Below are 23,043 nucleotides of genomic sequence, written 5' to 3'. Positions count from 1 at the left end.
CTCGATTAACGAGTTCAGCCGAAGCTGAGATTGTTGCGGAATTCCATCATCTCGAAGCTCACGGGCTTCCAGTGGACATCCTTGCGCGCGGCATAAACGTCATACGGCTGATAGAGAATGACGGCTGGCGCCTCCTCTTCGAAAATATCCCGCATGCGATTGTAGGCGTCGAAGCGCTCCTTGCCATTCGGCAGAACCGTGACCTTCTGACATAATTCGTTGAACTCGGCCGGCGCCTTCCAACCCCAACGCTTTTGAACCTGACCATTCGGCCCGAATTCGGGGACGATCGTGGCGTAGGCATCGGTCATCCATTGGCCGTTGGACCAGTTTCTGATCCAGGTCTGGTTGTCCGGGGGGAAGCTACCCGGTGCGTAGGTTTTCATGACCACGTTCACACCGATCTGCTTCCACATTTCGATCATCATCATCAACGCAGGCATGGCGTTGGCATAATAGTTGCCCATCGTGTGATAGGTGATCGGCGTTCCATCGTAGCCGCTCTCCTTGACGAGACGCTTGGCCTCCTCGACATTATATTCCATGGCCTTACGCTTTGGATCGAAGGTTTCCCCATAGTTCGGGAAATTGAAGCCGGCCGGGATAGATGCTTGTTTCTTCCAGAGCGCTTCAACCATGATTGGCCGGTTGACAGCCAGAGCAAGAGCGCGCCGAAGCTTCTTATCCTTGAAAACTTCTTGGTTCATATTGAAGGTGAACATGTGGAAGTTTTCGATGAGCGTCCCGCGCGTTTCGAGGTCCGGATAGCTATTTATCAGCTGAATGTCGTCCGGCGTCAGGGTAGTGATGATATCGTATTCACCGCTGATCAGACCCGCGACGCGTGTGGCTGGCTCTGCGACGATCTGGTAGGTGATCTTCGATGCAGTCGGCTTTGGACCCCAGTAGGCGTCGTTGGCTTCCAGCACCACACGGTCACCGGCAACAAAGTCCACGAACTTGTACGGGCCTGTTCCAACGGGCTTGTTACCGAAATCTACTGCTCCCAGTTTCTTGTAGTATTCTTTGGGAACAATGCGGCTCATCCAGGATGCGACGAAGGTCTCGATGAGATAGCTCGGGGTCTTTGTGCGAAGTGTGACTATGTATTTGTCCTCGACCACGGGCTCATCGAAATCGAGCGAATAGGATTTCCCAAGCGGGATTTTCTTGATCGCTTCGGGACCCCAAAGGCGTTCGGAAGAAAAGGTGTATGCGACATCGTCCGCGGTCAGTTCAACACCATCGTGGAACATGACCTTCTGCCGCAGCTTGAAGCGAACCGATTTCTCATCGATGCGCTCCCAGCTCTCGGCAAGTGCCGGAACGAGGTCGATGGCATTGCCGGGAGCTCCCTTCGCGAAAAAATCGCGCGCTATCAGCGTGTCGAATATCTGGTTGACGATACGCGGGCCGACATTGCTGATTGCATTGACCGGCTCCAGCGAGTTCGGCAATCCGTTCACACCCAGGCGAAGCGCCCGGCGTTCTTGCGCGAAGGTGAACTTCGCACCGGCAGTTGAAGCGACCGCTATCGCCGCGGTGCCCATCATAAAATTCCTGCGATTGGTCTTAAGCATGTGGTTTTCCTCCCAGCTCTGTTGAATGAGGGTTTAATTCGCCCGCGGCCGTCGAACCTAGTTCGCAACAACGAACTTCTTCCGCAGCTTTTCCGGTATTGTCTCAATGATGGTTCGGGTTCCAGAGTCGGTGACGATCACGCCGACATCCTCGATCCTGGCCGTCACCGAGAGGCTCGATTTTGTGAATTTCGAATGATCCGCGACGACGATCACGCGGCTCGAAACTTCGATCATGGCGCGAGCGACACTCGCGTTCACGGGCGACGACGTACAGATCAATCCGCGATCAACATCGATCGACGCCGCGTTGAGAATGAGTTTGTCGACATTGAATTGGCGGATAAACTGCTCCGCCAAAGGGCCGCGGAAGGAGCGGTTCGTTTCGGTATACTCGCCCCCGACCGAATAGATGCTTTTGCCCTCCCCTCTCGTCAATTCCTCGACAATGTCGAGACCATTCGAGATGAAGGTGAGGTTTCTGCGGTCAGCGAGCTTCTTGGCAACTTCCAGCGCAGTTGTACCGGCGTCCAGAAGAACCGTGTCACCCTCGACGATCATACCGGCAACGACTCCGGCTATGGCCGCCTTCTCCGCCCGATTCCAGACGGCGCGGGCAGCGTTCGGCTTGTCCTGTGTAACCTGCGTGACGCTGACCGCACCGCCGTGAGTTCGACGCAAGAGTCCGGCCTCGTGGAGTTCGCTCAAGTCGCGCCTCGCAGTGGCCACCGAAATCTGGAAGTGCTCCGTCAATCTGCCGATAGCCAAAAACTGCTCATCGCGCAAAAGCTCAACGATTTTCGCCTGGCGGTCCTGAGTCGAGTTGAACACCAACGCTTCCCTTCCAACAAGAAATGGTCTATATCGCTCACACTATGAGCGTAATCGTTCTTCGTCAAATGAAAGTTTGGTGACAGTTTTGTTGCATCGCAACGATACATTACAAGTGATTACGCATTGTTGGGGATCAAGAAGCTTCGGGTAGCTAAGCGGAAGCCTTTGTTAGTGTGATCGAAATCGCTCACTTTCGCACCGCACCAAGATCGTAAGCTTCTAGGAGGAGTGATGACTCATTCGATGTCGAACTGCCGTCAACAAAACCGGCGCGGATCAGCGCTACTCCGCACGACAACAATACGAAACCAGTTGGAATTCATCTTGCCTGCGATACGGCGCGGGCAAGATGCCGGTGGGCAGCTCTCCTCCCTGCTCGCCCACCGGCACCCTCATCAACCGCAAGCTGGACAAGGTCTGCGACGAGAACCGCTTCCCTCTCGAGACAAATCAAGACGGCACCCGTCTGGCCGATCTCTGTTGCGAGCAGCCGCTTCGCTGATCAAGGCTTACTTCCAACAGAATTAGCGAGAGGCGCGACTTGGAATCGATAATCGTTCTCATAAATCTCTGCGGCGCCGTCGCGTTGCTGCTGTTCGGCCTGGCCCAGGTGAAGGACGGAGCCTCCCGTGCGCTTGGGGCCAGATTGCGAACGGGCCTCGCCTCCGGCACGAAAAGCAGCGCCCGGTCGTTTCTATCAGGGTTCGTCGCCACAGTCGCGCTTCAGAGTTCTACAGCGACGGCGCTGATGGTCTCCTCGTTTGTGGAACGAGAGCTTATCAAGCCTCGCATGGCGCAGGTCGTCCTCCTCGGCGCCAATGTCGGAACGGCGGTCACCGCCTGGATCGTCGCAACGGGCATCGAATGGGTGTCCCCTGCCCTACTCTTCATCGGCATCATTCTCTATCGAGGCGGTTCGACCTCCAGGCAGGGCGCCGGAACAGCGTTGCTCGGTATCGCGCTGATGCTGCTGTCACTACACCTACTCAGCAACGCGACCGAGCCGCTTCGCCATTCGCCGGCGCTCGCAGCGTTTATCGGCCTGCTTGAAAACGCCTGGCCGGTCGCGATGATCTTTTCCGCGGCCATCGCATTCGCTTCATCTTCAAGCTTGGCTGCGGTCGTTCTGATTTTGTCGTTGACCTCCACCGGAATCCTCTCTGGCGGGCTTGTCGTAGCGCTGGTTCTTGGAGCCAATTTCGGTGGCGCAATACCTCCGGTGATCGCGTCGTTATCAGCATCGGCGGCGGCCAGGCGGGTCACACTAGGCAATCTGATTGTCCGGGCAATCGGCTGCCTGCTGATCCTGCCAGTGGCCGATATTTTGGCCAGCTGGCTTTCGATGTTGCCGGTCCCAGCGTCCAAACTTCCCGTGGACGCGCATCTCGCGTTAAATATCGGCCTGGCTCTCCTGGCCATGCCGTTTTCCCGCCTTCTTGCACGGTGGATGGGGGTCCTCATCCCCGCGTCCGAACAGGCTGACAACACACCGAAATTCCTCGATCCGGATGAGCTATCAACACCAGTCGTAGCACTGACGAGTGCTGCACGCGAAGTGCTTGGCGTTGGAGACCTGATCGAAAGAATGCTCTTGAGAGTGTCGGACGCGTTCCAGCAGAACAATGCCGCGAGATTGAAGGATATTGCGCAGCTTGAGCGCCAGGTCGACCGGTTACAGCAGGAGGTCAAGGTCTACTTATCGAAACTCGGCCGTACTGGACTGTCGGAAGACGAAGGCCGCCGCTCGATCGTCATCATCGACTACGCCATCAACCTCGAACATATCGGGGATATTGTCGAGAAAGGTCTGCTGCCCGAGGTCACGAAGAAGATCGCCCACGGTTTGAAATTCTCTGATGACGGCTTCTCCGAACTAACACAACTCTTCCAGCTCACCGTCGATAATCTCCGGATCGCACAAACAATCCTTATCACCCGGGACATCAATCTCGCGCGTCAGCTCATGGAGCGGAAAGTCGAAGTCCGGCACATGGAAAAACAGTCTTCCGAGCGCCACCTGGAACGTCTGCGCGACGGGCGCACCGACAGCCTTCAAACCAGCTCGCTTCACCTCGACATCTTGCGTGATCTCAAGCGGATCAACGCGCATATCGTCTCGGTTGCTCACCCGATCATGGACGAGCAAGGATTACTGGGCGAGAGCCGTCTCATCGCGGGCGGCTCTGCAGACTGAGTGAAAGAAAATCAACTCGTCCTCGTAAGACGACACATACTGGAAATTGAAATGCAAAACAAAGTGCAGTTTATCACCTATGTTGACCGCCTGACCAGAGGTGGTTTCAGGCAATTGAAGGAACTGGTCGATGGCAAGTTCGCTGGCCTGTTCGGCGGCGTCCATGTCTTGCCTTTCTTCAATCCGATCGATGGCGCTGATGCCGGATTCGATCCAACAGATCACACGATCGTCGATCCGCGCCTCGGCGACTGGGAGGATGTGCGGGCTTTGTCGGGATCCGTGGAAATCATGGCCGATCTTATCGTCAACCATGTCTCATCGCAATCCGGCGCATTCACGGACTTCATTGCCAAGGGTTCGGCGTCCGAATTTGCCGACATGTTCATGACGTTCGATAAGGTATTTCCCGATGGCGCCACCGAAGAAGACCTTCTGAGGATCTATCGACCGCGCCCCGGTTTACCGTTTTCGAAGGTGACCCTGGCTGATGGTACTCAGCGGATGCTCTGGACAACCTTCACACCGGAGCAGATCGACATCGATGTCCACAGCGCCAAAGGCACAACCTATCTCGAAACGATCCTCGATCGCTTTTCGGAGGCGAATGTGACGGCGATCCGCCTCGACGCCGCGGGATACGCGATCAAGAAAGCGGGCAGCAGTTGCTTCATGATCGACGATACCTACGCATTCCTCGAAGAAGTGGCTGGAAAGGCCCGCAACCGCGGCATGGAGGTTCTGGTTGAGATTCATAGTTATCATCGTGACCAAATCGAGATCGCGAAGAAGGTCGACCGGGTCTATGATTTCGCACTACCACCGCTCATCTTGCATGCATTGTTTACGGGAGACGCCACGCCGCTGGCAAAGTGGCTGGCAATAAGCCCCCGTAACGCGATCACCGTTCTCGACACCCATGACGGGATCGGCGTTATAGATGTCGGTGCCCATAGCGACGGCCGGGCGGGCCTCCTCGAACCCCAGGCGATCGACAATCTTGTGGAAGAGATCCATAGGCGATCGGATGGCCAGAGCCGCCAGGCGACGGGGGCCGCTGCATCGAATCTGGACCTTTATCAGGTAAACTGCACCTACTATGACGCGCTTGGTCGCAACGATAATGATTATCTCATCGCTCGGGCAATTCAGTTTTTTGCTCCAGGAATTCCGCAAGTCTATTATGTCGGTTTATTGGGCGGTGTAAACGATATGGACCTGCTCGCCAAAACGGGCGTGGGGCGTGACATTAACCGGCACTATTACGGCAACGACGAAATCGGTACGGCCCTTGAGACGCCGCTCTTCCATCGCCTTTCAAATCTGATCCGTTTCAGGAACACCCATCCCGCCTTCGGTGGAGCGCTCAAGGCCACCATTGCTGATGCCGGAGCGTTGGTGCTTTCATGGCAACACGGCGATGCTTTTGCTGAATTGAAGATCTCATTTGCCGACCGCAAGGCGAGCATTGCCGCATCTGGTCAGAGCGAGATGCAGATCGTCGAGTGAACTGCACGCAAGTGCCGCTTCCCCGGCTCGATAGCATGTACAGGGGGATAGTACGGATATTCGTGAAGCGTTGGAGCATGTATGCCTCGTGGAAAAATGCTTCGGCTCAGCCTGAGTTGTCTGGGTAAAAGAGGATGAAAGCAGATTCAGCCCGGCGGTCGGCTGCTGGGAGCAAACGTTAGAGTAGGCATCGCACACCAGCATATGGGGGTATGGAATGCAGCACTGGCTGGACAAGTTGACCGATCTTGCCGCAATTCAGGGCGACGAGTGCATCCTGAAGGATGGCCTTGCCGACCTTGCCGAACATTTCGGCTTCACCGGCTATGCCTATCTCCATATCCAGCACAAACACACCATCGCGGTCACCAATTATCATCGTGACTGGCGATCGGCTTACTTCGAGAACAACTTCGACAAGCTCGATCCGGTCGTCAAGCGCGCGAAATCCAGGAAGCACGTCTTTGCCTGGTCCGGCGAACAGGAACGATCGCGGCTATCGAAGGAAGAGCGTGCCTTCTACGCGCATGCGGCCGATTTCGGCATCCGCTCCGGCATCACCATTCCGATCAAGACCGCCAACGGATCGATGTCGATGTTCACGCTGGCGTCGGAAAGGCCGGCGATCGACCTCGACCGTGAGATCGACGCGGTCGCAGCCGCGGGCGCCGTCGGGCAGCTCCACGCCCGCATCTCTTTCCTTCAGACCACTCCGACAGTGGAAGATGCCGCCTGGCTCGATCCGAAAGAGGCGACCTATCTCAGATGGATCGCCGTCGGCATGACGATGGAGGAAGTCGCAGACGTGGAGGGCGTCAAGTACAACAGCGTCCGTGTCAAGCTCCGCGAGGCCATGAAGCGCTTCGACGTTCGCAGTAAGGCCCATCTCACCGCCCTCGCAATCAGAAGAAAGCTGATCTGAAAACGTGACAGACAAACCAGGGGAGAGGAATGATGTCAGTAACTTCCTATACGTTCTACACCTATTCTCAGGCGACTGCCGATGACCAGGCGCACTGGCTGCACGGGCACACCACCGTTCAGTTTTTCGATAGCCTGGAAGCGGCCCGGCAGGAGATAGTCAAGTTGCACGAAGACCTAAGCCAGGATCTCGACCTCACGTGGCGTCCGCTCTATCTCGAAAAAGCGAGACCCGGGCCGTCACAAAAGACCTGCTGCTGTCTTTGCTCAATCGCAACATGGAAGCCCTTATCGAGCGGCACATGATTGTTGATACAATCTCCTCCTTCTCTTCGAGCGCTTTAAGCGGGCATAATTGATGGATGCCAGTTCCATGTTTAAATGAAGATTAAACATCGTATGCAACTATTCGCGCTCTGCCGCGACCTTCGGTCCGGTAAGTATCCTTGGGAGGTCGCCTAGTGAATATTCTCAATCGTGGTGCCAATGCATGCGCGGTACTTGCTGCCCTCTCTAAGTCTCAGGCCATGATCGAATTCGATCTGTCCGGCAGGATACTCACTGCCAACGACAATTTCTGCCGGGCGCTTGGCTATGAGCTATCAGAAATTATCGGCAAACATCACAGCATGTTCGTTGAACCGGCATTTGTGAAATCGGCAGACTATAAGGCGTTCTGGGCGAAACTCGCCGCCGGCAACTTCGACCAGCAGCAATATAAGCGCATCGGCAAGGGCGGCAAGGAAGTCTGGATCGAGGCGTCCTATAACCCTGTCATGCGCCGTGGCAAGCCGGTCAAGGTTGTCAAGATCGCCACCGACATCACCGCCCAGAAGCTGAAAGTTGCAGAAGATGCCGGCAAGATCGAGGCTTTGTCGCGGGCGCAGGCGATTATCGAGTTCACGCCGACCGGCGACGTCCTGACCGCCAACGAGAATTTCCTGTCCGCCCTCGGATATTCTCTGAGCGAGATCCAGGGCAAACACCATTCGATGTTCTGCGAACCATCCTATACCGCGTCGCCCGACTATCGGAATTTCTGGAAGATGCTTGCAGGCGGGGATTTGATGGCGGACGAGTTCATGCGGCTCGGCAAGGGTGGTCGCAAGGTCTTTATCCAGGCCTCATACAATCCGATTTTCGATATGAACGGCAGAGTCTTCAAAGTCGTGAAATTCGCGACCGACGTGACGGCCCGGGTCGAAAACGTCGAACAGCTCGCGGGCTGCCTGAACAGTCTGGCGGACGGTGACCTGGCGCAGCAAATCGAAAAACCGTTCATCCCCTCGCTCGAACGTTTGCGCACCGATTTCAACGCCGCCTCCGACAAGCTGAAGCGCGCGATGGCGACTGTCGCCGACAACGCCAGGGCGATCTCCGCGGGATCCAGCGAGATTCGGACCGCCGCCGACGAGCTGGCAAAACGCACCGAGCAACAAGCCGCCTCGGTCGAGGAGACCGCCGCTGCGCTCGAGGAAATCACCACAACGGTCAAGGATTCCAGTCGTCGGGCGGAGGAGGCTGGCCAACTCGTTGCACGCACCCGCGAACATGCAGAGCATTCCGGGCAGGTGGTGCGCGACGCGATCGGCGCCATGGATCAGATCGAAACGTCCTCTCGCGAGATCTCCAACATCATCGGTGTCATCGATGAGATCGCGTTCCAGACCAACCTCCTGGCGCTGAATGCCGGTGTCGAAGCGGCCCGTGCCGGCGAAGCGGGCAAGGGATTCGCGGTCGTCGCGCAGGAAGTCCGCGAGCTCGCGCAGCGATCGGCCAAGGCCGCCAAGGAAATCAAGACGCTGATCACCGCGTCGGGTAGCCAGGTCCAGAGCGGGGTATCGCTTGTCACGAAAGCCGGTTCCGCGCTGCAGGAAATCGCGACCCAGGTCCACGACATCAACACGAATGTCGTCGCGATTGTCGAAGCGGCACGCGAGCAGTCGAACGCTCTCGGTGAGATCAACAAGGCCGTGAACAGCGTCGATCAGGGAACGCAACAAAACGCCGCGATGGTCGAGGAGCAGACGGCGGCCAGCCACAGCCTTGCTCGCGAGGCCGCCGCGCTATTCGAGCTGCTGGAGCATTTCAGGTTCGATGACACCGGCCGAACGCAAGCGTTTGCTGGCCAGGTTCATCGGCCATCCGTCGCGCCAGTCGCCAAACCGTCGAGCCGCGCTGCCCAGGTCTTCGCTGCGTAGGGTTCCACCGCGGTCGGTATCAAAGAGACCGAACGGAGGAGCTCGTGTCACGCCGCCTTGCCTCCGATGAAGATAGCGGGTCTGAGCTGCCGCAATAGTTCAGGACCGATATGACATCATAGCCCGCTATAAAAATTCGCCATGAGACAAACGGAAGCCGGTTCAGTTCACGGAGGCGTTCGGGATATAGCCAAGAATGCTGATTAGCGTGCTGACAGCGCTCATCTGCGCGTGCATCTCGATACTGGCCTCGATGTAACACAGATGCTGTGGGCCTCCGACTTCCTTTCCCGACTTATAGCTTTCCGGCAGGGCCTGGAAAAGTTCGTCGGCCTTTTCGACAAGTCGCCGATGTGCACGGATTGCGTCTATGGTCAGTTTCTCGAGGTCAGCCGGGTGTAGTCCACGAGTTAAGCCGACCAGTGGCCGGAGCTCAACTTTTTTCGTCAATGTTGCATCTTCCGATTCCATTCCTGACCTAACCCTGGTTTTGTCTGCGGTGCGCCCCCGCCGACGTTGAACCCTTTGAACCCTAGCCGGGGGTTAGAATCCGAGATGAATCGGCCCTGAGACCTTTAGCACCGAGGCGCCTGGACATGAGTCACAGGCCCCCGGCCACAAGGTCAGAGGGTTCCTGGCACCGTTTCGGTCAGCGCCAACCGTTCATCTGCGGATTCTAAGCCGCAACACAGCGCGTACTGCGTCATGCCCCTTATAAGAGCCATTCCAAAGAGATGCCAGCGCCGATCGACAGAACGACGGTGCAAATCTTCACATGCCCATCTCGATGCAAGGCACAAAATACCTCAAGGCCTATGCTTTCGAAGAAGAAATCAACGCGACTTGCGACCAGGGATAGAATGCATTGTTGAAGCGTGACGACACTTAGTTGTTTTCCGCCATGGTCTCATTAAGTGCGATTCGCTTGGCCCACGGACCGAGCGATTTTTCCCTCCTGGCCCGCGTTCATCCACGCAGACGCGAGGAACCTGTTCCTCACTTCCCGCGCGCGCCGATGCCGGAAAGGTCGATCCGAATACCGGCCTTGTTCGGGTCAGCTGGTTCCGCCTCGAGTGCAGTATCGACGTTGCCGCCCTTCATCTTGTCACTACCGGCTTCGGACGTTTCCGCTTCCACCCCTGGATCCGGCTCTGGCAGCTTCACGTCGCCCGGATCGGCTGCCCGGAACACCGCTGTCCCCTCGAAATACCCCGTTTGCCATGCGATGATCGCGTCTTCAAAAACCTGCGGAAGGACCTCGCTTTCGGGAGGGTTACCGTACCATTTGGTGACGATACGATAGACTTTGGCGAACAGGGCCGTGCCCATCTTGATGTTTTCGCAAGGCTCGATCAGGTCCGGCTTCAACTGGCCCGCCTCGACGATACCGAGGCCGGCGGGATACTGCGTCAAGCCGACGCGAACGATATTGCGGCCGAGGTTCTGGCGTATCAATGCGAGCGCTTCGTCCGGCGTTGTCGGCTTCGGCACCAGAACGATGCGGTTGCCGGAGCGGACAGTGACCGCGAGCGGGTCCGGCGCCCCTGCCCGTTCGATGAACTCTTCGACGATCGCGGGCTTCAGGCCGGGATCGCTGCATTCCTTGATGAGGGCGGAATCGACCATCGCGAAAGTCTCCTTATGTGTTGAAAGCCGTGACGACGGGTCGCCCGAAGAGTTTCGCCCAGGCGATCACGCCTGCTTGTTGGATGGCGACGATCGACGTTCCCTCGGTCCACCATCCGTTGCCCGTGGCGACGATGGCGGCGGGGGAAAACAGCATCGAGTGCAGTATGGGCCAGACGATGAGCTGCTCGTAGCAGATCAGCGGCGCGATCCTCGTGCCAGCGAGATCCACGGCCGGGTTGGCGAAGAAATGCGCTTGAGCGCCACCGCCCTGCCCGGTCCATTGCAACCATGGCTGCCACATCGATACCGGGATCGGCATGCGCTCGCGATAGAGGATCCGTGCTTCACCCTCCGAGACCGTCACCATGACGTTGTCGTAGCCGCCCGGATCGATGACGGCCGCGCCGGCGATCACGGTGACGTCCGCCCCTCGCAAGCCCGCCTGCCAAAGCCGTGCGACAGTCGGGGTCCATAAGCCGAGGGCGCTTTCGGGAAGAACGATGACACGGGTTTCCGCTCCTGCCGCCGCGCGCACCGTTGCGATCAGGTCACGGTGATGGTCAAGCGAACCATCACGTCCAAGCGTTTGACCCTGTTCGAGGTCGACGCCTTTCCATCCATCCGGTAGGACAGGTTGCGTCCACGTAGCGGCGGACCAGAACCAGAAGCCTCCCAGGGCAATGGCAGCAGCCGGCCAGTATCGCGATGTCATCATCGCGAGGCCGGCTGTGGTCGCACCCAGCCCCCACCATCCAAAGCCGGGAAACAGAATGCCCGCTGCGGTCAGTGGATGCGCCCACCCGGTGATGCCGAAGGGCGGCAGCCCCATCAGCACCGCGGCCGCAAGGTAGCGCACCGGCTTTCCCCAACCCAGAGCGCCCCTTCCCGGGAGCCTCTTTTGCAAGCGCGCGGGCCAGAACGCCGCATGCACGGCGACAAAGCCGGCCGAGGCCGCCAGCCATAGCAGGAGGCCGGGCCAGAAATCGGCGGCGTAGAAGTTCGCCACACCCTGCGGCAGGCCGCGCGAGGCGGTGAGGAAGTACCCGGCAGACACCGCGCCCGCAACCAGTCGTGATGGAGATTGCGCCCATAGCAACGGAAAGAGCATGGCTGTCGGAAGAAGGAGGGCCTCGCCGCTCCAGCCGACCGCTCCGACGGCGATCGAAAGCAGGATCAGGAGCGCCACACGCCAGCGGTCACGGGTCAAACGTGAACACCGGCCGCGCCTGACCGAGAAGGCCGGATGCCGGGATCGGCCCAAAATATCGTGAATCATAGGAGCTCGCAAAGGATGAGTGAAGAAAGAGATGGCCGGGTGGCACGACGCCGCCGGGATAGGGATGGATCGCCCTGCCGGCACCATCCGTCGCCCGCACAGCGGATGCGGGTACCGGGCGGCCGTCGATGATGACCTCGCCGGCGATCTCGACCCGGTCGCCGGGAAGAGCGACAATGGTCTTGATCAGCGGCGCAAAACCGCCCCTGCAAAGCCCGCGGTGGAGATATCCGCGCTCTAGCGCCTCGATGAACGGCGCGTTCGACGGCGGGCAGATGAACACCAGATCCCCGACCTCAGGGGAGCGGTTCAATGCCTCGATGCGCCAGAGCCCGAGCGGCTCGCTTGGTGTTAGGTTCAGGCGATAGCCGCCGACCGCGGCGACGACCGATTCGCAGAGAATGACGGTCACAGAGGCACGGATCAGGATGATCGCCCGGCGCGGCGTCATTGCTTGATCACCGGTGTCTGGCGCTGCGATAGCCGCAGGTCCTCGACCTGCCTCAAGGTCGCGGCGGTGCGCTCGTGGGCAGCGAGTTGCTGGGCGGTGCGCATCACCGGCCATGCCTCGGCCAGGTGCTCCTTCTCTTGGGGCTGGAGCCCCTTGGCGAGCTGCTCGAACAGCCGCCCGGACGGTTCGCGCGCGGCGTTCGGCAGCAGGCTGCGTTCACCGAAGCGTTCCGATACAGCCTTGTTGAATCCGTCGATTTCGAGCTTGGCCTCCTTGTCGCTGACCGCATATCCGAGTGCTGCGGGAAGGTCGTTGCGGTCGATCGCATCGCGCACCCGTTCGAGCACCGTGCGGGCGGACGGCGACAGTGCCGGAATGTCGATCGAGACGCGATGCCGGATTGCCCTCTCCTCCGTTTCAAGGCGCTGCATGGCGTTCGTTCGCATCTGAAGATAACGTTCGAGGTCACGCGAAAGCGCCGGCGCATTGACGTGTGCAATATCGCGGTCCTCCTTCTCCACGCGGCTGGCGAACAGGCCGGTCTTGCCTTTGAGCGCTCCAAAACTCTCCGGCTCGTTCGCGATCTTCGCGAGCGTGGATTTCGCAGTCGCCGGATCCTTCAACGCCGCGTCGACATCGACCGCGCGGAAGGCGGCTTCGGGCTGGGCGTAGATCAGATGAAAACGGGAGGAGACTTCCTCCCATTGCTTCTTCAGACCGGGATCGGCGGCGAGCTTGTCCTCGACCGCCTGGTCGAGGGATTTCGGATGAATGGTGATGCCGGCAACCATCGGCCTGACCTCCTTCATGTTGCTGGAAAGCGATTGTTGCTGCTGAGTGCTGGAAACGAGACCGAGCTTGCCGCCGATGGCGAGCAGCCGGCTTCCGAGACGGGCAAGCCGCTGTTTCTGCCGGACCGTCCAGTCGAGCCGGTCGCGCATCATGGTCCGGGCGACGTTCATGAGGCGCAGGCCATGCGTGTCGGCGAAGCGGAGTGCCGCGCGATAGAAGCTGGCGTTCTCGTAGTCGAGCGTCGTTTCCTTCGCTGCGTCGCGCGACATGCGTTCCGTCATCCGCGACAGCGCCAGCTCGCGGATGTCGACGACCTTCCAGGTATGGCGCTTGACCTTCTTGCCGTCGGGAAGACGGACCATTTCGGAACCCTTGTGGTCGAGGCCGATGCGGTCGCCGATCTGAGGCGCCGCCTCTGCCATCGCGCGCTTCAGGTCGACGCCCCAGATGGTGTTCTGCTTCCCCTCGCCGGTTTCGAGCGTGACGAAATAGCTGTCGTGGTTCTCGGGCTTGTTCTCGTAGGGAGCCTCTCCGTGATCGACGAGAACGCCGCCGCGGTTGGTGAACTCGTTCATGCCGACATAGAGCCGGGCTGCATCACGATGACGGGTGAGCGCGACATAGGTCAGATGGCGGTCCATCGTGCCGGAGGCGAGCACCCTGACGACGTCGACCGTCGCGCCCTGCGATTTGTGGATGGTGGTCGCATAGCCATGATCGACATTGGCGTAGAGATGCTGATCGACCGTCACCTGGCGGCGATCCTCCCCTTCGCCAATCTCGGCGACAAACCTGCCGGGTGCGGCTTCGACCACCTTCGCCAGCATGCCGTTCTTGACGCCGAGCGATCCCTCGTTCTTCAGGAAGACGATCCGGTCGCCGGCGTCGAAGCGACGCTCGCCCTCTTCTGTCCGGAAGGCGAAGCCCTCGCCGACGAGACCGCGCCCGACCAGCCTTTCGCGGGCGAGTTCGTTGAGTGCGCGCACGTCGAGTCGTCGATGGGCGAGAATGAGAGAAGACCTCGCCGGATCGTAGTCGCGGTTCCAGTCTTCGATCAGCGAGGCTATGGCCTCGTCCTTCGACCAGTGCGAATGGATCAGGTTCGCGCGGTCATAGGCTGCGAGCGCCGACCCGACTTGACGGTGGGCAAGATCGACCGAGGCGCGACGCATCCACGCCTCGCGCTGACGATAGATCGTGCCAAGTTCGGCATAGCCGATGCGGTCGGTGATCGCGCGGAATGCGGCGCCCGCTTCGATCGGCTGGAGCTGATCGGGATCACCGACCAGCACCAGCTTGGCCCCGGCCTCGGTCGCTGCCTGGACAAGCATCGCCATCTGCCGCGACGACACCATGCCCGCCTCATCCAGCACCATGACGGTCCTGTCGTCGAGGCGGTCACGCTCCTGCTGCCAGCGTAGTTCCCACGACGACAGCGTGCGCGCGATGATGCCGGCCTCTTTCTCCAGACCCTCCGCCGCCTTGCCAGCAAGCGCTGCGCCCACGACGCGATATCCGGCGGCTTCCCATGTCTCGCGGGCCGCTTTCATCATTGTGGTCTTGCCCGCTCCGGCACGGCCAACGACGGCGGCTATGCGATTGGCGCCGGCGATATGCGCAAGCGCTGTCCGCTGTTCCTGCGACAGCCGGTCGTGGCGCGCGAAGGTCGCGTCGAGAACGGCCTTGCCGATACCATGCGAGGAGCGTCGGTCAAGCCACATCGCGCTCCGGGCCATCGTCGCTTCGAGGCGGATCAGCTCGTGCGTCGTGAACTTCGACGGCTCGCGCTTGCCGGTTGCCAACGAGATCCGCTCGCGCTCCAGCCGCAGCACTTGCCCACTCTGCATGATGCGCGCCATCATGTTGCGGAACAGGCCCGCATCGTCGATATAGCGATGCAGGATTTTGGCGACATCGCGCTCGTCGAAGACGCTCTTCTCGCGGGTGATGAGATCCAGCACGAGTTCGGGATTCTCCCGGATGCGGCGGGCATTTTCCTCGCGCCGCTCCTCGTTGAGCTCAAGGCGTTCGAGCTCGGCTTTGCGTCCCTCCCCTTCGGCCTTACGCTCGATCGCCTTGGCGCCGACGCCGAGATGAATGGTCGGCACCAGATCGATACCCTGCTTCTCGTAGGATCGCCCGTCGACGCGCAAATTGATGCCGTTGAGCGCCAGGTGATGGTTCATCCGTTCGAACCAGGCGTCGCGAAACGCGTTGAAGTCGTCCGTTCCGCCGGCCCATAGCTCATAGACGATCTTCCCGGCTTTCGTCCGCAGAGGTTCGCCCTCCTCGCCGATCACCGCGACCTTCTTCGCGCCAAAACCGTATTCGGTCAGCGGCCGCAGTGTCGTCATCAGGTGGATGTGCGGATTGCCGGGATTGTCGTGATAAACCCAGTCGGCAACCATCCCTCTGGAGAGAATGTGCTTTTCCACGAAGTCACGGACGAGCGCGATATTCTGCTCGGCTGTGAGCTCCAGCGGCAGCGCCACCGTCAGGTCCTTGGCGAGCTGGGCGTCGATCCGCTTCTCGAAAGCCTCGACCCTGTTCCAGAAGGCCTCCGAAGCGCCGGCGACAGAGCGGTCGGCGATCAGCATCCGGACCCATTTCGGCGCATGGTCCGGCAAAAGGAACTCTTCGTGAAGGAGCCCAACCTTGCGGGTGTAGTCGATGGTGCGCGCCTCACGCTCGTAGTGCATCTTCGCACAGTGCCGGTAGGCCGCCGACAGCACCGCGCTGCGGCCGTCGCCGCGGCTGACGATGCTGGCTGAGAAGTGGGCGATGGCCACGGCGGCGAATACTCCCGGTCAATCGGTCGAAACAAGCTGCTCGTCGCGAATAGCGGCCCCGCCAGGGTCATTGAGCAACGCGTCGCGCCAGCGACGTATAATTGCGCCCTTGGATCCGCTCCTTCGGAACGGCGGGATCATCTTCCAAAGTGTCGGCTTTGCCGACGTGCAAATCTGCACGTTCCTTCGGACGTGCTTTTGAGGAAGTCTGGCGGCGAGAACATCACCGCGAGACTTCCAGGGAGATCCGACCGGAATGAAGAAACCGTCATCGAAGATACGTGAAGAAATCGCCCGCCTTCAGGACCAGCTCAGACAGGCGGAGACGCGGGAGGCCGAGCGCATCGGCCGCGTCGCGCTGAAGGCCGGTCTTGGCGAGATCGAGATCGAGGAGGCCGAACTCCAGGCAGCGTTCGAGGACATCGCCGGGCGCTTTCGCGGAGGTAAGGCAGGGACATCCGGAAGGAAAAATGCCGATGACGGCCGGACCGCCGGCGAGCCGGGCGCGACGCTCGCATCTGGCTCGGATGCGGGCAGCCGTGGCGAGGCTTGAGCGGATGCACCGGACCTCATCGACCGACGCCCGAAAGAAGGACACCCGCGAGAAGATCGAGCTGGGTGGCCTGATCGTCAAGGCCGGGCTGCGCTACGAGAAACGGGCACTGCTGCTCGGCATGCTGATCGATGCAGGTCGCCGCATCAAGGGCGACGATGCCGAGCGATCGCGCCTCACCACGATAGGGGCGGAGGCCTTTGGTCGTGACGGCGAATAGAATTCTCCTCGCCGTCGTCCCCGCCACGACGATGATCGCCGCGGTGATCCTGATGCCGGGGATCGAGCACTGGCTGGCGGCGTTCGGAAGGACGGCGCAGGCGAAGCTGATGCTCGGGCGGTTCGGCATCGCCCTGCCCTACATCGCAGCGGCTGCGATAGGTACGATGTTCCTGTTCGCGGCCAACGGTGCCGCCAACATAAAGACGGCTGGATGGAGCGTCGTCAGCGGAAACGTCGCGGCGATTATCATCGCGATGATCCGCGAGGCGGCTCGTCTTTCCGGCATCGCCGGAAGCGTCCCCACGGACCAGTCCGTCCTCGCCTACACGGACCCGGCGACAGCGCTCGGTGCGGCCGGCCCATTCCTCGCCGGCGTCTTCGCACTTCGCGTCGTCATCAAGGGCAAGGCTGCATTTGCCAGTCCGGCGCCGCGCCGTGTCCGCGGCAAGCGGGCCGTGCATGGCGAGGCGGACTGGATGGGCGTGGTCGAAGCGGGAAGACTGTTTCCCGATGCGGGCGGCATCGTCATCGGAGAACGCTATCGCGTCGATCGCGACAGTGTGGCGGGCATGTCGTTCCGCGCCGATCAGCGCGAGACATGGGGCGCGGGCGGCAAGTCCCCGCTGCTCTGCTTCGACGGCTCGTTCGGCTCGTCGCACGGCATCGTCTTTGCCGGCTCCGGCGGTTTCAAGACGACATCGTTGACGATCCCGACGGCGCTCAAATGGGGTGGCGGGCTTGTGGTTCTGGACCCGTCGAGCGAGGTGGCGCCGATGGTCTCGGAACACCGGCGCAAGGCCGGCCGAAAAGTGATCGTGCTCGATCCCGCCACGCCCGCCATCGGCTTCAACGCGCTCGACTGGATCGGGCGGTTCGGCGGAACGAAGGAGGAGGATATCGTGTCGGTCGCGACCTGGATCATGACCGACAACGCGCGGACTGCGTCCGCCCGCGACGACTTCTTCCGGGCTTCCGCCATGCAGCTGTTGACCGCGTTGATCGCAGACGTGTGCCTGTCAGGGCATACGGACGAACAGGACCAGACGCTGCGCCGGGTGCGCGCCAATCTCTCGGAGCCTGAACCGAAACTGCGCGAGCGGCTGACGCGGATTTACGAGCAGTCCGAATCCGAATTCGTCCGGGAGAACGTCGCGGTGTTCGTCAACATGACGCCGGAGACGTTCTCCGGCGTCTATGCCAACGCCGTCAAGGAAACGCACTGGCTCTCCTATCCGAACTATGCCGCCCTGGTGTCCGGCGACAGCTTCTCGACGGACGATCTCGCCAAGGGCGAGACGGACATCTTCATCGCACTCGACCTGAAAGTGCTGGAGGCACATCCGGGCCTTGCCCGCGTCGTGATCGGCGCGTTCCTGAACGCGATCTATAATCGCAACGGCGAGGTCGAGGGCAGGACGCTGTTCCTGCTCGACGAGGTGGCCCGTCTCGGCTATCTGCGCATCCTCGAGACAGCGCGCGATGCCGGTCGCAAATACGGCATCACGCTGACGCTGATCTTCCAGAGCCTCGGGCAGATGCGCGAGGCCTATGGCGGTCGGGACGCCACGAGCAAATGGTTCGAGTCGGCGTCATGGATCTCGTTCGCGGCGATCAACGATCCCGACACGGCCGACTACATCTCGAAGCGATGCGGCGACACGACGATCGAGGTCGACCAGACGAACCGGTCGACCGGAATGAAGGGATCGTCGCGCTCGCGGTCGAAGCAGCTTTCGAACCGGCGGCTGATCCTGCCGCATGAGGTGATGCGCATGCGGACCGACGAGCAGATCGTGTTCACGGCTGGCAACGCGCCGCTCAGATGCGGCCGCGCCATCTGGTTCCGCCGCGACGAGATGACGAGGATCGTCGGCAAGAACAGGTTCCATCAAGGCGATGCGCCGGCCAAGGGGCCGGAACCTTCCACACCCTGACAGAACGAAAGGAAGCGCGCATGATGCATTGGAGAAAAGACTGGTACTCGTTGATGGGGCCGTTGATGACCTGGGTGGCGTTCATCATCGCCATTCCGTTTCTCGGCGCCGGGGCGATCGTCAGCATGGCCATTCTGCCAGCGATCGGCGATACGATCGTGAAGACGGTTGGCCTTTTCTGCGCTCTGGTGCTTGGGCCACTGGCGGCGTTCACGGAGATCGCGCCGCCATTTGTGACGAGAGAAGAGGTGGCCTGGCGCAACAGAAACAGAGAGATGCTCTTCGAAGGCGATGTCGCCTGGGAAGATGTTCCGTTTCTGCCACCGGTGCTGAACCGGATTCGGTCCACAACCGGAAAACGAAAGCGGGAGGAAGAGAAGGAGGGGGCCGCTGCCAGCGATGCGAAGCCGTCCATCGCATGACGTCCGAAAGCGCGTCCCCGGATGCCGTACGGGACCTGTATCCGGCACACTGCGACAAGCTGCTGAATTCAGGGGGAGAGGCTATCACCGGTGCATAAAATCACCAATGAGCGACGCCGATCTCCCGGAGCTTTAAGCCGGCCGCAGGCCGCACCCGGGAGAGGGATAGGGGTTTGGGGAAAGGGTGGAGGGAACCGTCCCCTTTCCCCATGGGAGGGTGTTTGAGGGAGGGGCTTGCCCTTCCCTCATGGGGTGAGCGGCGAGAGGGGCGGCGCAGCCCCCCTTTCGTTAGCCATGCCGGCCGGTCGATCCGGCTGACGAGGCTCGCAGACAGGGATACGGACGAAAGGTGGCACCACCACCTTTCGTCCTCGACATTAATCGGGGCTAACGTTGAGTTCACGGATCACCGTGTCGATGCGCCAGTCGCCAATCTCGGTTCGTCGCTGGGCAACCAGAATATCGACGGCCGTTTCGTTCGCCTCGATAGCACTGATCGCCGCGTCCATCGCATCCCATGGACCGAGGTTTTCGACAGGGATGACGTCGCCGTCATCGTCATAGGCGCCTGAGATGTACATTGGCGCGCGCGTGACGCGGTCATGTGCACGCTCGGCTTCTCGAATCAACCGAAAACCCTCTTCCCGCTGACGCCAGTATTCCGGGCTGCCACCATCGATGTATTTGATTTTCTGCTCTGTCATGACAATCTCCTTTCGTCTTTCTGACGCAAGGAGGCTGCGCCGTAGACGCGAGGGGTCAGGGATCGCATTGCGACCGCCGGAGGCGGCGAGTGGAGGAGCCGATTTGCAAGAGCCGTCGCGGACGGCGGCTGCAAATTGGAGGTGCTACGACGTCCTTGACGCCGGAGTGGCGGGTGCAAAATACAAAGTCAGAGAGAAGAGAGACCCGCGCCTGCAGGGCGCGTCCGTCTGCCGGTAGAACCGGCCGCGAGAGGATCGCAACCGGATGGCCGAAACCGCTTGCGGGTTCGGTGCGCTTGCGCATAGAGCCATGCGTTGAAGCCGCCTCGCCCAGTTCCCTGTCTGAAATCATCACGGCGATGAATCGGTGACACCGGATCGATTCAGATAACTCGTTGGACGCTGCTTGCCGAGATAGCGACAATGAGGGCATGGAAGACAAGGAGACATGCCCGGTTCATCTTCACCGCATCGAGACGGCGCAGAACATGCGACGCTTCTACATTCTGGCGATCCAGCCGACACTGTTCGGCGGGGCTTCGGTCATCCGCAACTGGGGCCGGATCGGATCGGGCGGCCAGACGATGATGCAGACCTTCGATCATCCGGATGATGCGAACACAGCACTCTCCTGTCTCGAACGAACGAAGAGACGACGTGGCTATCGGGACGCGGGCAACACCGAATAGCCGGTTTCAATCGACCGCATTGCTGCATTTCCTGTGGCTTACGCGCTCCTTCCGGGGATTCCTGCCTTTCTGCCCCTTTCTTCGCCACATCTTCATTGCCAAAGCTGAGGGACCGAAACAACATGAGGAATGTCCAATATGACCACGACCAACGAAATCGCCGACAAGATCGCAGCCGAACAGAGCCTGACCAAGGCGCAGGCCAAGACGATCGTCGAGAGCGTCTTCAAGCAGATCACCGACGCGGCGCTTGCTGGCGCAGAAACGTCGATCCCATCATTTGGAAAGTTCAAGCTGAAGGACACTCCGGAGCGCGAGGGACGCAATCCGGCGACGGGTGCTACGATCAAGATCGCGGCATCGAAGAAGCTGACCTTTACGCCCGGCAAAGCGGTCAAGGACGCACTGAACGGCTGAAGCGACCACGCCGCCGGAAACGGCAGCATGATGGAAGCCTCCTAGAAAGGAGGCTCCGCGCTGATGCGTCCGTCCTGTTCGGCCTCGATCGTTGCAAGCTCCGCCTGTACCATCTCCAGCTCCGCCGCAATCCGGCGGCGCTCGGCCGGATCGCAGGCATTCCTGAATTCGGCCCGAAGCTCTTCGCGCTGAATTTCGAGAGAAATCGTCATCGTCGTCTCCTTGACGTTTGTGAAAGACGACGCCGCGCGTCATGGCGGAGCGGAGGGGTCCAGCATCGCGGGACGCGACCGCCGGAGGCGGCGAGGGGAGGAACCGATTTGCGGGAGCCGCCATAGGCGGAAGGAGCAAATTGGAGGCGCCGCTCGTGCTGGACGCCTTCGTTTCGCCATGGCACCCTTGGACGAACTGAGCAGCCCACAACTCCTCGTATGGCACCGGAAAAGCCGGAAGCAGGCTCGATGCCTGCGCCCGGCTCTCCCTCGCGACACGAAAAGAGCCCCGCCTTTCGGCGGAGCTCGTTGCGGTGATCAGGCCTCCCGCTTCGGGCGGTTCCAGATGAGGGCGTATTCGCCTTCCTTCTCGCCCGGCCAAAGGGCTGCTGTGATCGGGGCATTGAAGCTGGGGTCGTCGAGCTTGACGGAGATGAAGGGCTCGCCATCGTTGGAGACCTTGTTCCAACCCGCGCCGACCTCGACGCCGTTGCCGGCGGTGATGCGGAAGTCCGGAGCGTCGCGCGAGACGCGCTCGATGGGGTTCAGGCGGGCCTTCATGCTGACTGTGAGCGTGCGCACGTTGCCGATGATGGAGTTGTTGCCGTTGGTGTTGAATTCGCCGATGACTGCCATTGTCGTGCTCCTTTTCCGGTTTGCTCGGGCCGCGCCCATCGCGTCCTCGATGACGGTGTTAAGACCGACGGCGATCGACGTCGCACCGCTGGCGGCCGGAACGAAGTGGAGGACGGCCGGGAGCGGCTTTCTTGGCCCGCGAGGAATGCAAACCTGTTTGCAGGGGAAGAAAGTCGCGTATGGCCGTTGCGGCCAAGGCGATCGAGACGAAGGCGTCCTTCGGTCACACCAGATCCATCGAGGTCTGCGTGGGTGTGGCCAGCCAGAACCGGATTGCGCACGACATGCCGAGAAACCAATCGTTGAACTCACTACCAGCACGCCGCTGGCACAATCGTTTTCGGCACCCTGCTCACACCACGTCACGGCTGCGGACCTGCCGTTCCTTCGACGCCATCGCCGATGGGTGCGTCTGAACTACCTGTCGTTCGACAGTCGAGCGATGCCGAGACGGCTCTGACTCGACGTCATGAACATCGCATTGCTCCACGCGTCGAATAGATAAGGAGGTGTCGAACCGGCTGTCGCTGTACGAACTCGGCCTGCACATGCTTCAGCACATGGCGTTGACCCGCAAAAGGCACCATCCCCAAGGCCGTTTCGAACGGCACCCATCGAAATTCGCTATGTTCGTGATTGATGACAACAGTTGCCCCAGCATCCACGAAACCAACGAAGACCGGCAGCATGCTGATTGCGTCGCGATCCGCCTCATAGAACTGCTCACATATGTCTGCCGAATAGAGCTGACCACAAGTCAGGCCGGTTTCTTCACGAACTTCGCGCAGCGCTGCTTCCCATGCTTTCTCCCCCTCTTCAATTCCACCGGCAATCTGGCACCACTCGCCGATCAGCGTGCGATTCCGGCGTAAAAGCAGTACCTCGGGTCCAGCGGCGACGCTGCGAAGAAGTACGACGGATACGGCAAAAATCGGATCGGAATTTCAGCCATCTGCTGCGCTTCCCTTCACTCACATAGTTTCCGGCAGACCTAAGCGACATCAATCCATCAGGGGTAAACATTCGCATTTCGATGGTCTATAGCAGTTTGCAACTTCCAGTCATTTGTCTCCCGGAA

At 60.3% G+C, this 23,043-nt stretch carries 22 protein-coding genes and 1 pseudogene; 12 read left to right on the top strand and 11 right to left on the bottom strand.

Annotated features, from left to right (window positions below):
* Positions 1-14 precede the first annotated feature (14 nt).
* Together JZX89_RS21965 and JZX89_RS21960 are read right to left on the bottom strand one after the other, a co-directional pair.
* Positions 15-1,580, bottom strand: coding sequence for an ABC transporter substrate-binding protein (locus JZX89_RS21965; protein WP_045231717.1), 1,566 nt, complete (start codon positions 1,578-1,580; stop codon positions 15-17).
* A 57-nt stretch (positions 1,581-1,637) separates the two neighbouring features.
* Entirely contained in the window at positions 1,638-2,414 is a 777-nt protein-coding gene (locus tag JZX89_RS21960) for a DeoR/GlpR family DNA-binding transcription regulator (RefSeq protein WP_010974787.1), read from the bottom strand.
* A gap of 355 nt (positions 2,415-2,769) precedes the next feature.
* On the opposite strand from JZX89_RS21960, the gene JZX89_RS21955 reads away from it, so the two are divergent.
* The 6 genes from JZX89_RS21955 (at position 2,770) to JZX89_RS21930 (ending at position 9,239) form a co-directional block, all read left to right on the top strand.
* Positions 2,770-2,916, top strand: a complete 147-nt coding sequence (locus tag JZX89_RS21955; RefSeq protein ID WP_162936978.1) for a hypothetical protein — start codon at positions 2,770-2,772, stop codon at positions 2,914-2,916.
* Between the two features lie 39 nt (positions 2,917-2,955).
* Positions 2,956-4,608: a Na/Pi cotransporter family protein gene (locus JZX89_RS21950; RefSeq protein ID WP_045231718.1), complete on the top strand. Its 1,653-nt coding sequence runs from the start codon at positions 2,956-2,958 to the stop codon at positions 4,606-4,608.
* A gap of 51 nt (positions 4,609-4,659) precedes the next feature.
* Entirely contained in the window at positions 4,660-6,117 is a 1,458-nt protein-coding gene (gtfA, locus tag JZX89_RS21945; RefSeq protein ID WP_045023299.1) for a sucrose phosphorylase, read from the top strand.
* Positions 6,118-6,334: 217 nt separating this feature from the next.
* The gene (gene traR / locus JZX89_RS21940) at positions 6,335-7,039 is read left to right on the top strand and encodes an autoinducer-binding transcriptional regulator TraR (RefSeq protein WP_045023300.1); all 705 of its coding nucleotides are present in this window, start codon (positions 6,335-6,337) and stop codon (positions 7,037-7,039) included.
* Between the two features lie 29 nt (positions 7,040-7,068).
* Positions 7,069-7,344, top strand: coding sequence for a hypothetical protein (locus tag JZX89_RS21935; RefSeq protein ID WP_233278959.1), 276 nt, complete (start codon positions 7,069-7,071; stop codon positions 7,342-7,344).
* A gap of 155 nt (positions 7,345-7,499) precedes the next feature.
* A complete protein-coding gene (locus JZX89_RS21930; protein ID WP_045231719.1) occupies positions 7,500-9,239 on the top strand; it encodes a methyl-accepting chemotaxis protein in 1,740 nt (579 codons plus the stop codon).
* 162 nt (positions 9,240-9,401) lie between these two features.
* Here the strand turns inward: JZX89_RS21930 and JZX89_RS21925 are convergent, their stop codons facing one another.
* The 5 genes from JZX89_RS21925 to traA form a co-directional block, all read right to left on the bottom strand.
* Entirely contained in the window at positions 9,402-9,710 is a 309-nt protein-coding gene (locus tag JZX89_RS21925; RefSeq protein WP_010891530.1) for a transcriptional repressor TraM, read from the bottom strand.
* 525 nt (positions 9,711-10,235) lie between these two features.
* Positions 10,236-10,865, bottom strand: a complete 630-nt coding sequence (locus tag JZX89_RS21920) for a TraH family protein (protein WP_045023302.1) — start codon at positions 10,863-10,865, stop codon at positions 10,236-10,238.
* A 13-nt stretch (positions 10,866-10,878) separates the two neighbouring features.
* Positions 10,879-12,075 (bottom strand): conjugal transfer protein TraB, encoded by a 1,197-nt coding sequence (locus JZX89_RS21915; RefSeq protein ID WP_045231720.1) that lies wholly within the window; start codon positions 12,073-12,075, stop codon positions 10,879-10,881.
* Positions 12,065-12,595 carry a conjugative transfer signal peptidase TraF gene (traF, locus tag JZX89_RS21910; protein ID WP_045023305.1) on the bottom strand — a complete coding sequence of 177 codons (531 nt, stop codon included), beginning with the start codon at positions 12,593-12,595 and terminating at the stop codon, positions 12,065-12,067. Before traF ends, JZX89_RS21915 begins: the two co-directional genes overlap by 11 nt.
* Positions 12,592-16,176 carry a Ti-type conjugative transfer relaxase TraA gene (gene traA / locus JZX89_RS21905; protein WP_045231721.1) on the bottom strand — a complete coding sequence of 1,195 codons (3,585 nt, stop codon included), beginning with the start codon at positions 16,174-16,176 and terminating at the stop codon, positions 12,592-12,594. Before traA ends, traF begins: the two co-directional genes overlap by 4 nt.
* Positions 16,177-16,432: 256 nt before the next feature.
* On the opposite strand from traA, the gene traC reads away from it, so the two are divergent.
* From traC to JZX89_RS21885, 4 genes are read left to right on the top strand one after another with little or no spacing between them, the layout of a single operon-like run.
* The gene (gene traC, locus JZX89_RS21900; RefSeq protein ID WP_045023309.1) at positions 16,433-16,729 is read left to right on the top strand and encodes a conjugal transfer protein TraC; all 297 of its coding nucleotides are present in this window, start codon (positions 16,433-16,435) and stop codon (positions 16,727-16,729) included.
* Positions 16,730-16,733: 4 nt separating this feature from the next.
* Entirely contained in the window at positions 16,734-16,949 is a 216-nt protein-coding gene (traD, locus tag JZX89_RS21895) for a type IV conjugative transfer system coupling protein TraD (protein ID WP_045231722.1), read from the top strand.
* Positions 16,936-18,885 (top strand): Ti-type conjugative transfer system protein TraG, encoded by a 1,950-nt coding sequence (gene traG / locus JZX89_RS21890; RefSeq protein WP_045231723.1) that lies wholly within the window; start codon positions 16,936-16,938, stop codon positions 18,883-18,885. Before traD ends, traG begins: the two co-directional genes overlap by 14 nt.
* Before the next feature lie 20 nt (positions 18,886-18,905).
* The gene (locus JZX89_RS21885; protein ID WP_045023315.1) at positions 18,906-19,307 is read left to right on the top strand and encodes a hypothetical protein; all 402 of its coding nucleotides are present in this window, start codon (positions 18,906-18,908) and stop codon (positions 19,305-19,307) included.
* 377 nt (positions 19,308-19,684) lie between these two features.
* Here JZX89_RS21885 and JZX89_RS21880 read toward each other — a convergent pair whose 3' ends face one another.
* Positions 19,685-20,011: a hypothetical protein gene (locus tag JZX89_RS21880; protein ID WP_045025118.1), complete on the bottom strand. Its 327-nt coding sequence runs from the start codon at positions 20,009-20,011 to the stop codon at positions 19,685-19,687.
* 431 nt (positions 20,012-20,442) lie between these two features.
* Between JZX89_RS21880 and JZX89_RS21875 the strand changes: the two genes are divergently transcribed.
* Both JZX89_RS21875 and JZX89_RS21870 read left to right on the top strand, forming a co-directional pair.
* Positions 20,443-20,700: a WGR domain-containing protein gene (locus JZX89_RS21875; protein ID WP_010974892.1), complete on the top strand. Its 258-nt coding sequence runs from the start codon at positions 20,443-20,445 to the stop codon at positions 20,698-20,700.
* A 138-nt stretch (positions 20,701-20,838) separates the two neighbouring features.
* Positions 20,839-21,117, top strand: coding sequence for an HU family DNA-binding protein (locus JZX89_RS21870; protein ID WP_010891541.1), 279 nt, complete (start codon positions 20,839-20,841; stop codon positions 21,115-21,117).
* Between the two features lie 41 nt (positions 21,118-21,158).
* Here the strand turns inward: JZX89_RS21870 and JZX89_RS21865 are convergent, their stop codons facing one another.
* From JZX89_RS21865 to JZX89_RS21855, 3 genes and pseudogenes are all read right to left on the bottom strand, one after another.
* On the bottom strand, positions 21,159-21,329 hold the full coding sequence (locus tag JZX89_RS21865; RefSeq protein WP_162936979.1) for a hypothetical protein: 171 nt from the start codon (positions 21,327-21,329) through the stop codon (positions 21,159-21,161).
* A gap of 318 nt (positions 21,330-21,647) precedes the next feature.
* Positions 21,648-21,965 carry a DUF736 domain-containing protein gene (locus tag JZX89_RS21860; RefSeq protein ID WP_045024646.1) on the bottom strand — a complete coding sequence of 106 codons (318 nt, stop codon included), beginning with the start codon at positions 21,963-21,965 and terminating at the stop codon, positions 21,648-21,650.
* A 467-nt stretch (positions 21,966-22,432) separates the two neighbouring features.
* Positions 22,433-22,917 (bottom strand): annotated as a pseudogene (locus tag JZX89_RS21855) (NUDIX hydrolase).
* Positions 22,918-23,043: the final 126 nt, after the last annotated feature.

It is taken from the genome of Agrobacterium burrii, from assembly GCF_017313405.1.
In the GTDB taxonomy this organism is placed as follows: Bacteria; Pseudomonadota; Alphaproteobacteria; order Rhizobiales; family Rhizobiaceae; genus Agrobacterium; species Agrobacterium burrii.
Note: the sequence above shows the minus strand (reverse complement) of the source record. Positions and strands in the feature narration are given on the sequence as shown.

Excerpts from the sequence above, each read along its gene's own strand:
- JZX89_RS21965 (WP_045231717.1), bottom strand. The coding sequence starts at position 1,580 with ATGCTTAAGACCAATCGCAGGAATTTTATGATGGGCACCGCGGCGATA.
- gtfA (WP_045023299.1), top strand. The coding sequence starts at position 4,660 with ATGCAAAACAAAGTGCAGTTTATCACCTATGTTGACCGCCTGACCAGA.
- traR (WP_045023300.1), top strand. The coding sequence starts at position 6,335 with ATGCAGCACTGGCTGGACAAGTTGACCGATCTTGCCGCAATTCAGGGC.
- JZX89_RS21935 (WP_233278959.1), top strand. The coding sequence starts at position 7,069 with ATGATGTCAGTAACTTCCTATACGTTCTACACCTATTCTCAGGCGACT.
- JZX89_RS21925 (WP_010891530.1), bottom strand. The coding sequence starts at position 9,710 with ATGGAATCGGAAGATGCAACATTGACGAAAAAAGTTGAGCTCCGGCCA.
- JZX89_RS21920 (WP_045023302.1), bottom strand. The coding sequence starts at position 10,865 with ATGGTCGATTCCGCCCTCATCAAGGAATGCAGCGATCCCGGCCTGAAG.
- traF (WP_045023305.1), bottom strand. The coding sequence starts at position 12,595 with ATGACGCCGCGCCGGGCGATCATCCTGATCCGTGCCTCTGTGACCGTC.
- traC (WP_045023309.1), top strand. The coding sequence starts at position 16,433 with ATGAAGAAACCGTCATCGAAGATACGTGAAGAAATCGCCCGCCTTCAG.
- traD (WP_045231722.1), top strand. The coding sequence starts at position 16,734 with ATGCACCGGACCTCATCGACCGACGCCCGAAAGAAGGACACCCGCGAG.
- JZX89_RS21885 (WP_045023315.1), top strand. The coding sequence starts at position 18,906 with ATGATGCATTGGAGAAAAGACTGGTACTCGTTGATGGGGCCGTTGATG.
- JZX89_RS21880 (WP_045025118.1), bottom strand. The coding sequence starts at position 20,011 with ATGACAGAGCAGAAAATCAAATACATCGATGGTGGCAGCCCGGAATAC.
- JZX89_RS21875 (WP_010974892.1), top strand. The coding sequence starts at position 20,443 with ATGGAAGACAAGGAGACATGCCCGGTTCATCTTCACCGCATCGAGACG.
- JZX89_RS21870 (WP_010891541.1), top strand. The coding sequence starts at position 20,839 with ATGACCACGACCAACGAAATCGCCGACAAGATCGCAGCCGAACAGAGC.
- JZX89_RS21865 (WP_162936979.1), bottom strand. The coding sequence starts at position 21,329 with ATGACGATTTCTCTCGAAATTCAGCGCGAAGAGCTTCGGGCCGAATTC.
- JZX89_RS21860 (WP_045024646.1), bottom strand. The coding sequence starts at position 21,965 with ATGGCAGTCATCGGCGAATTCAACACCAACGGCAACAACTCCATCATC.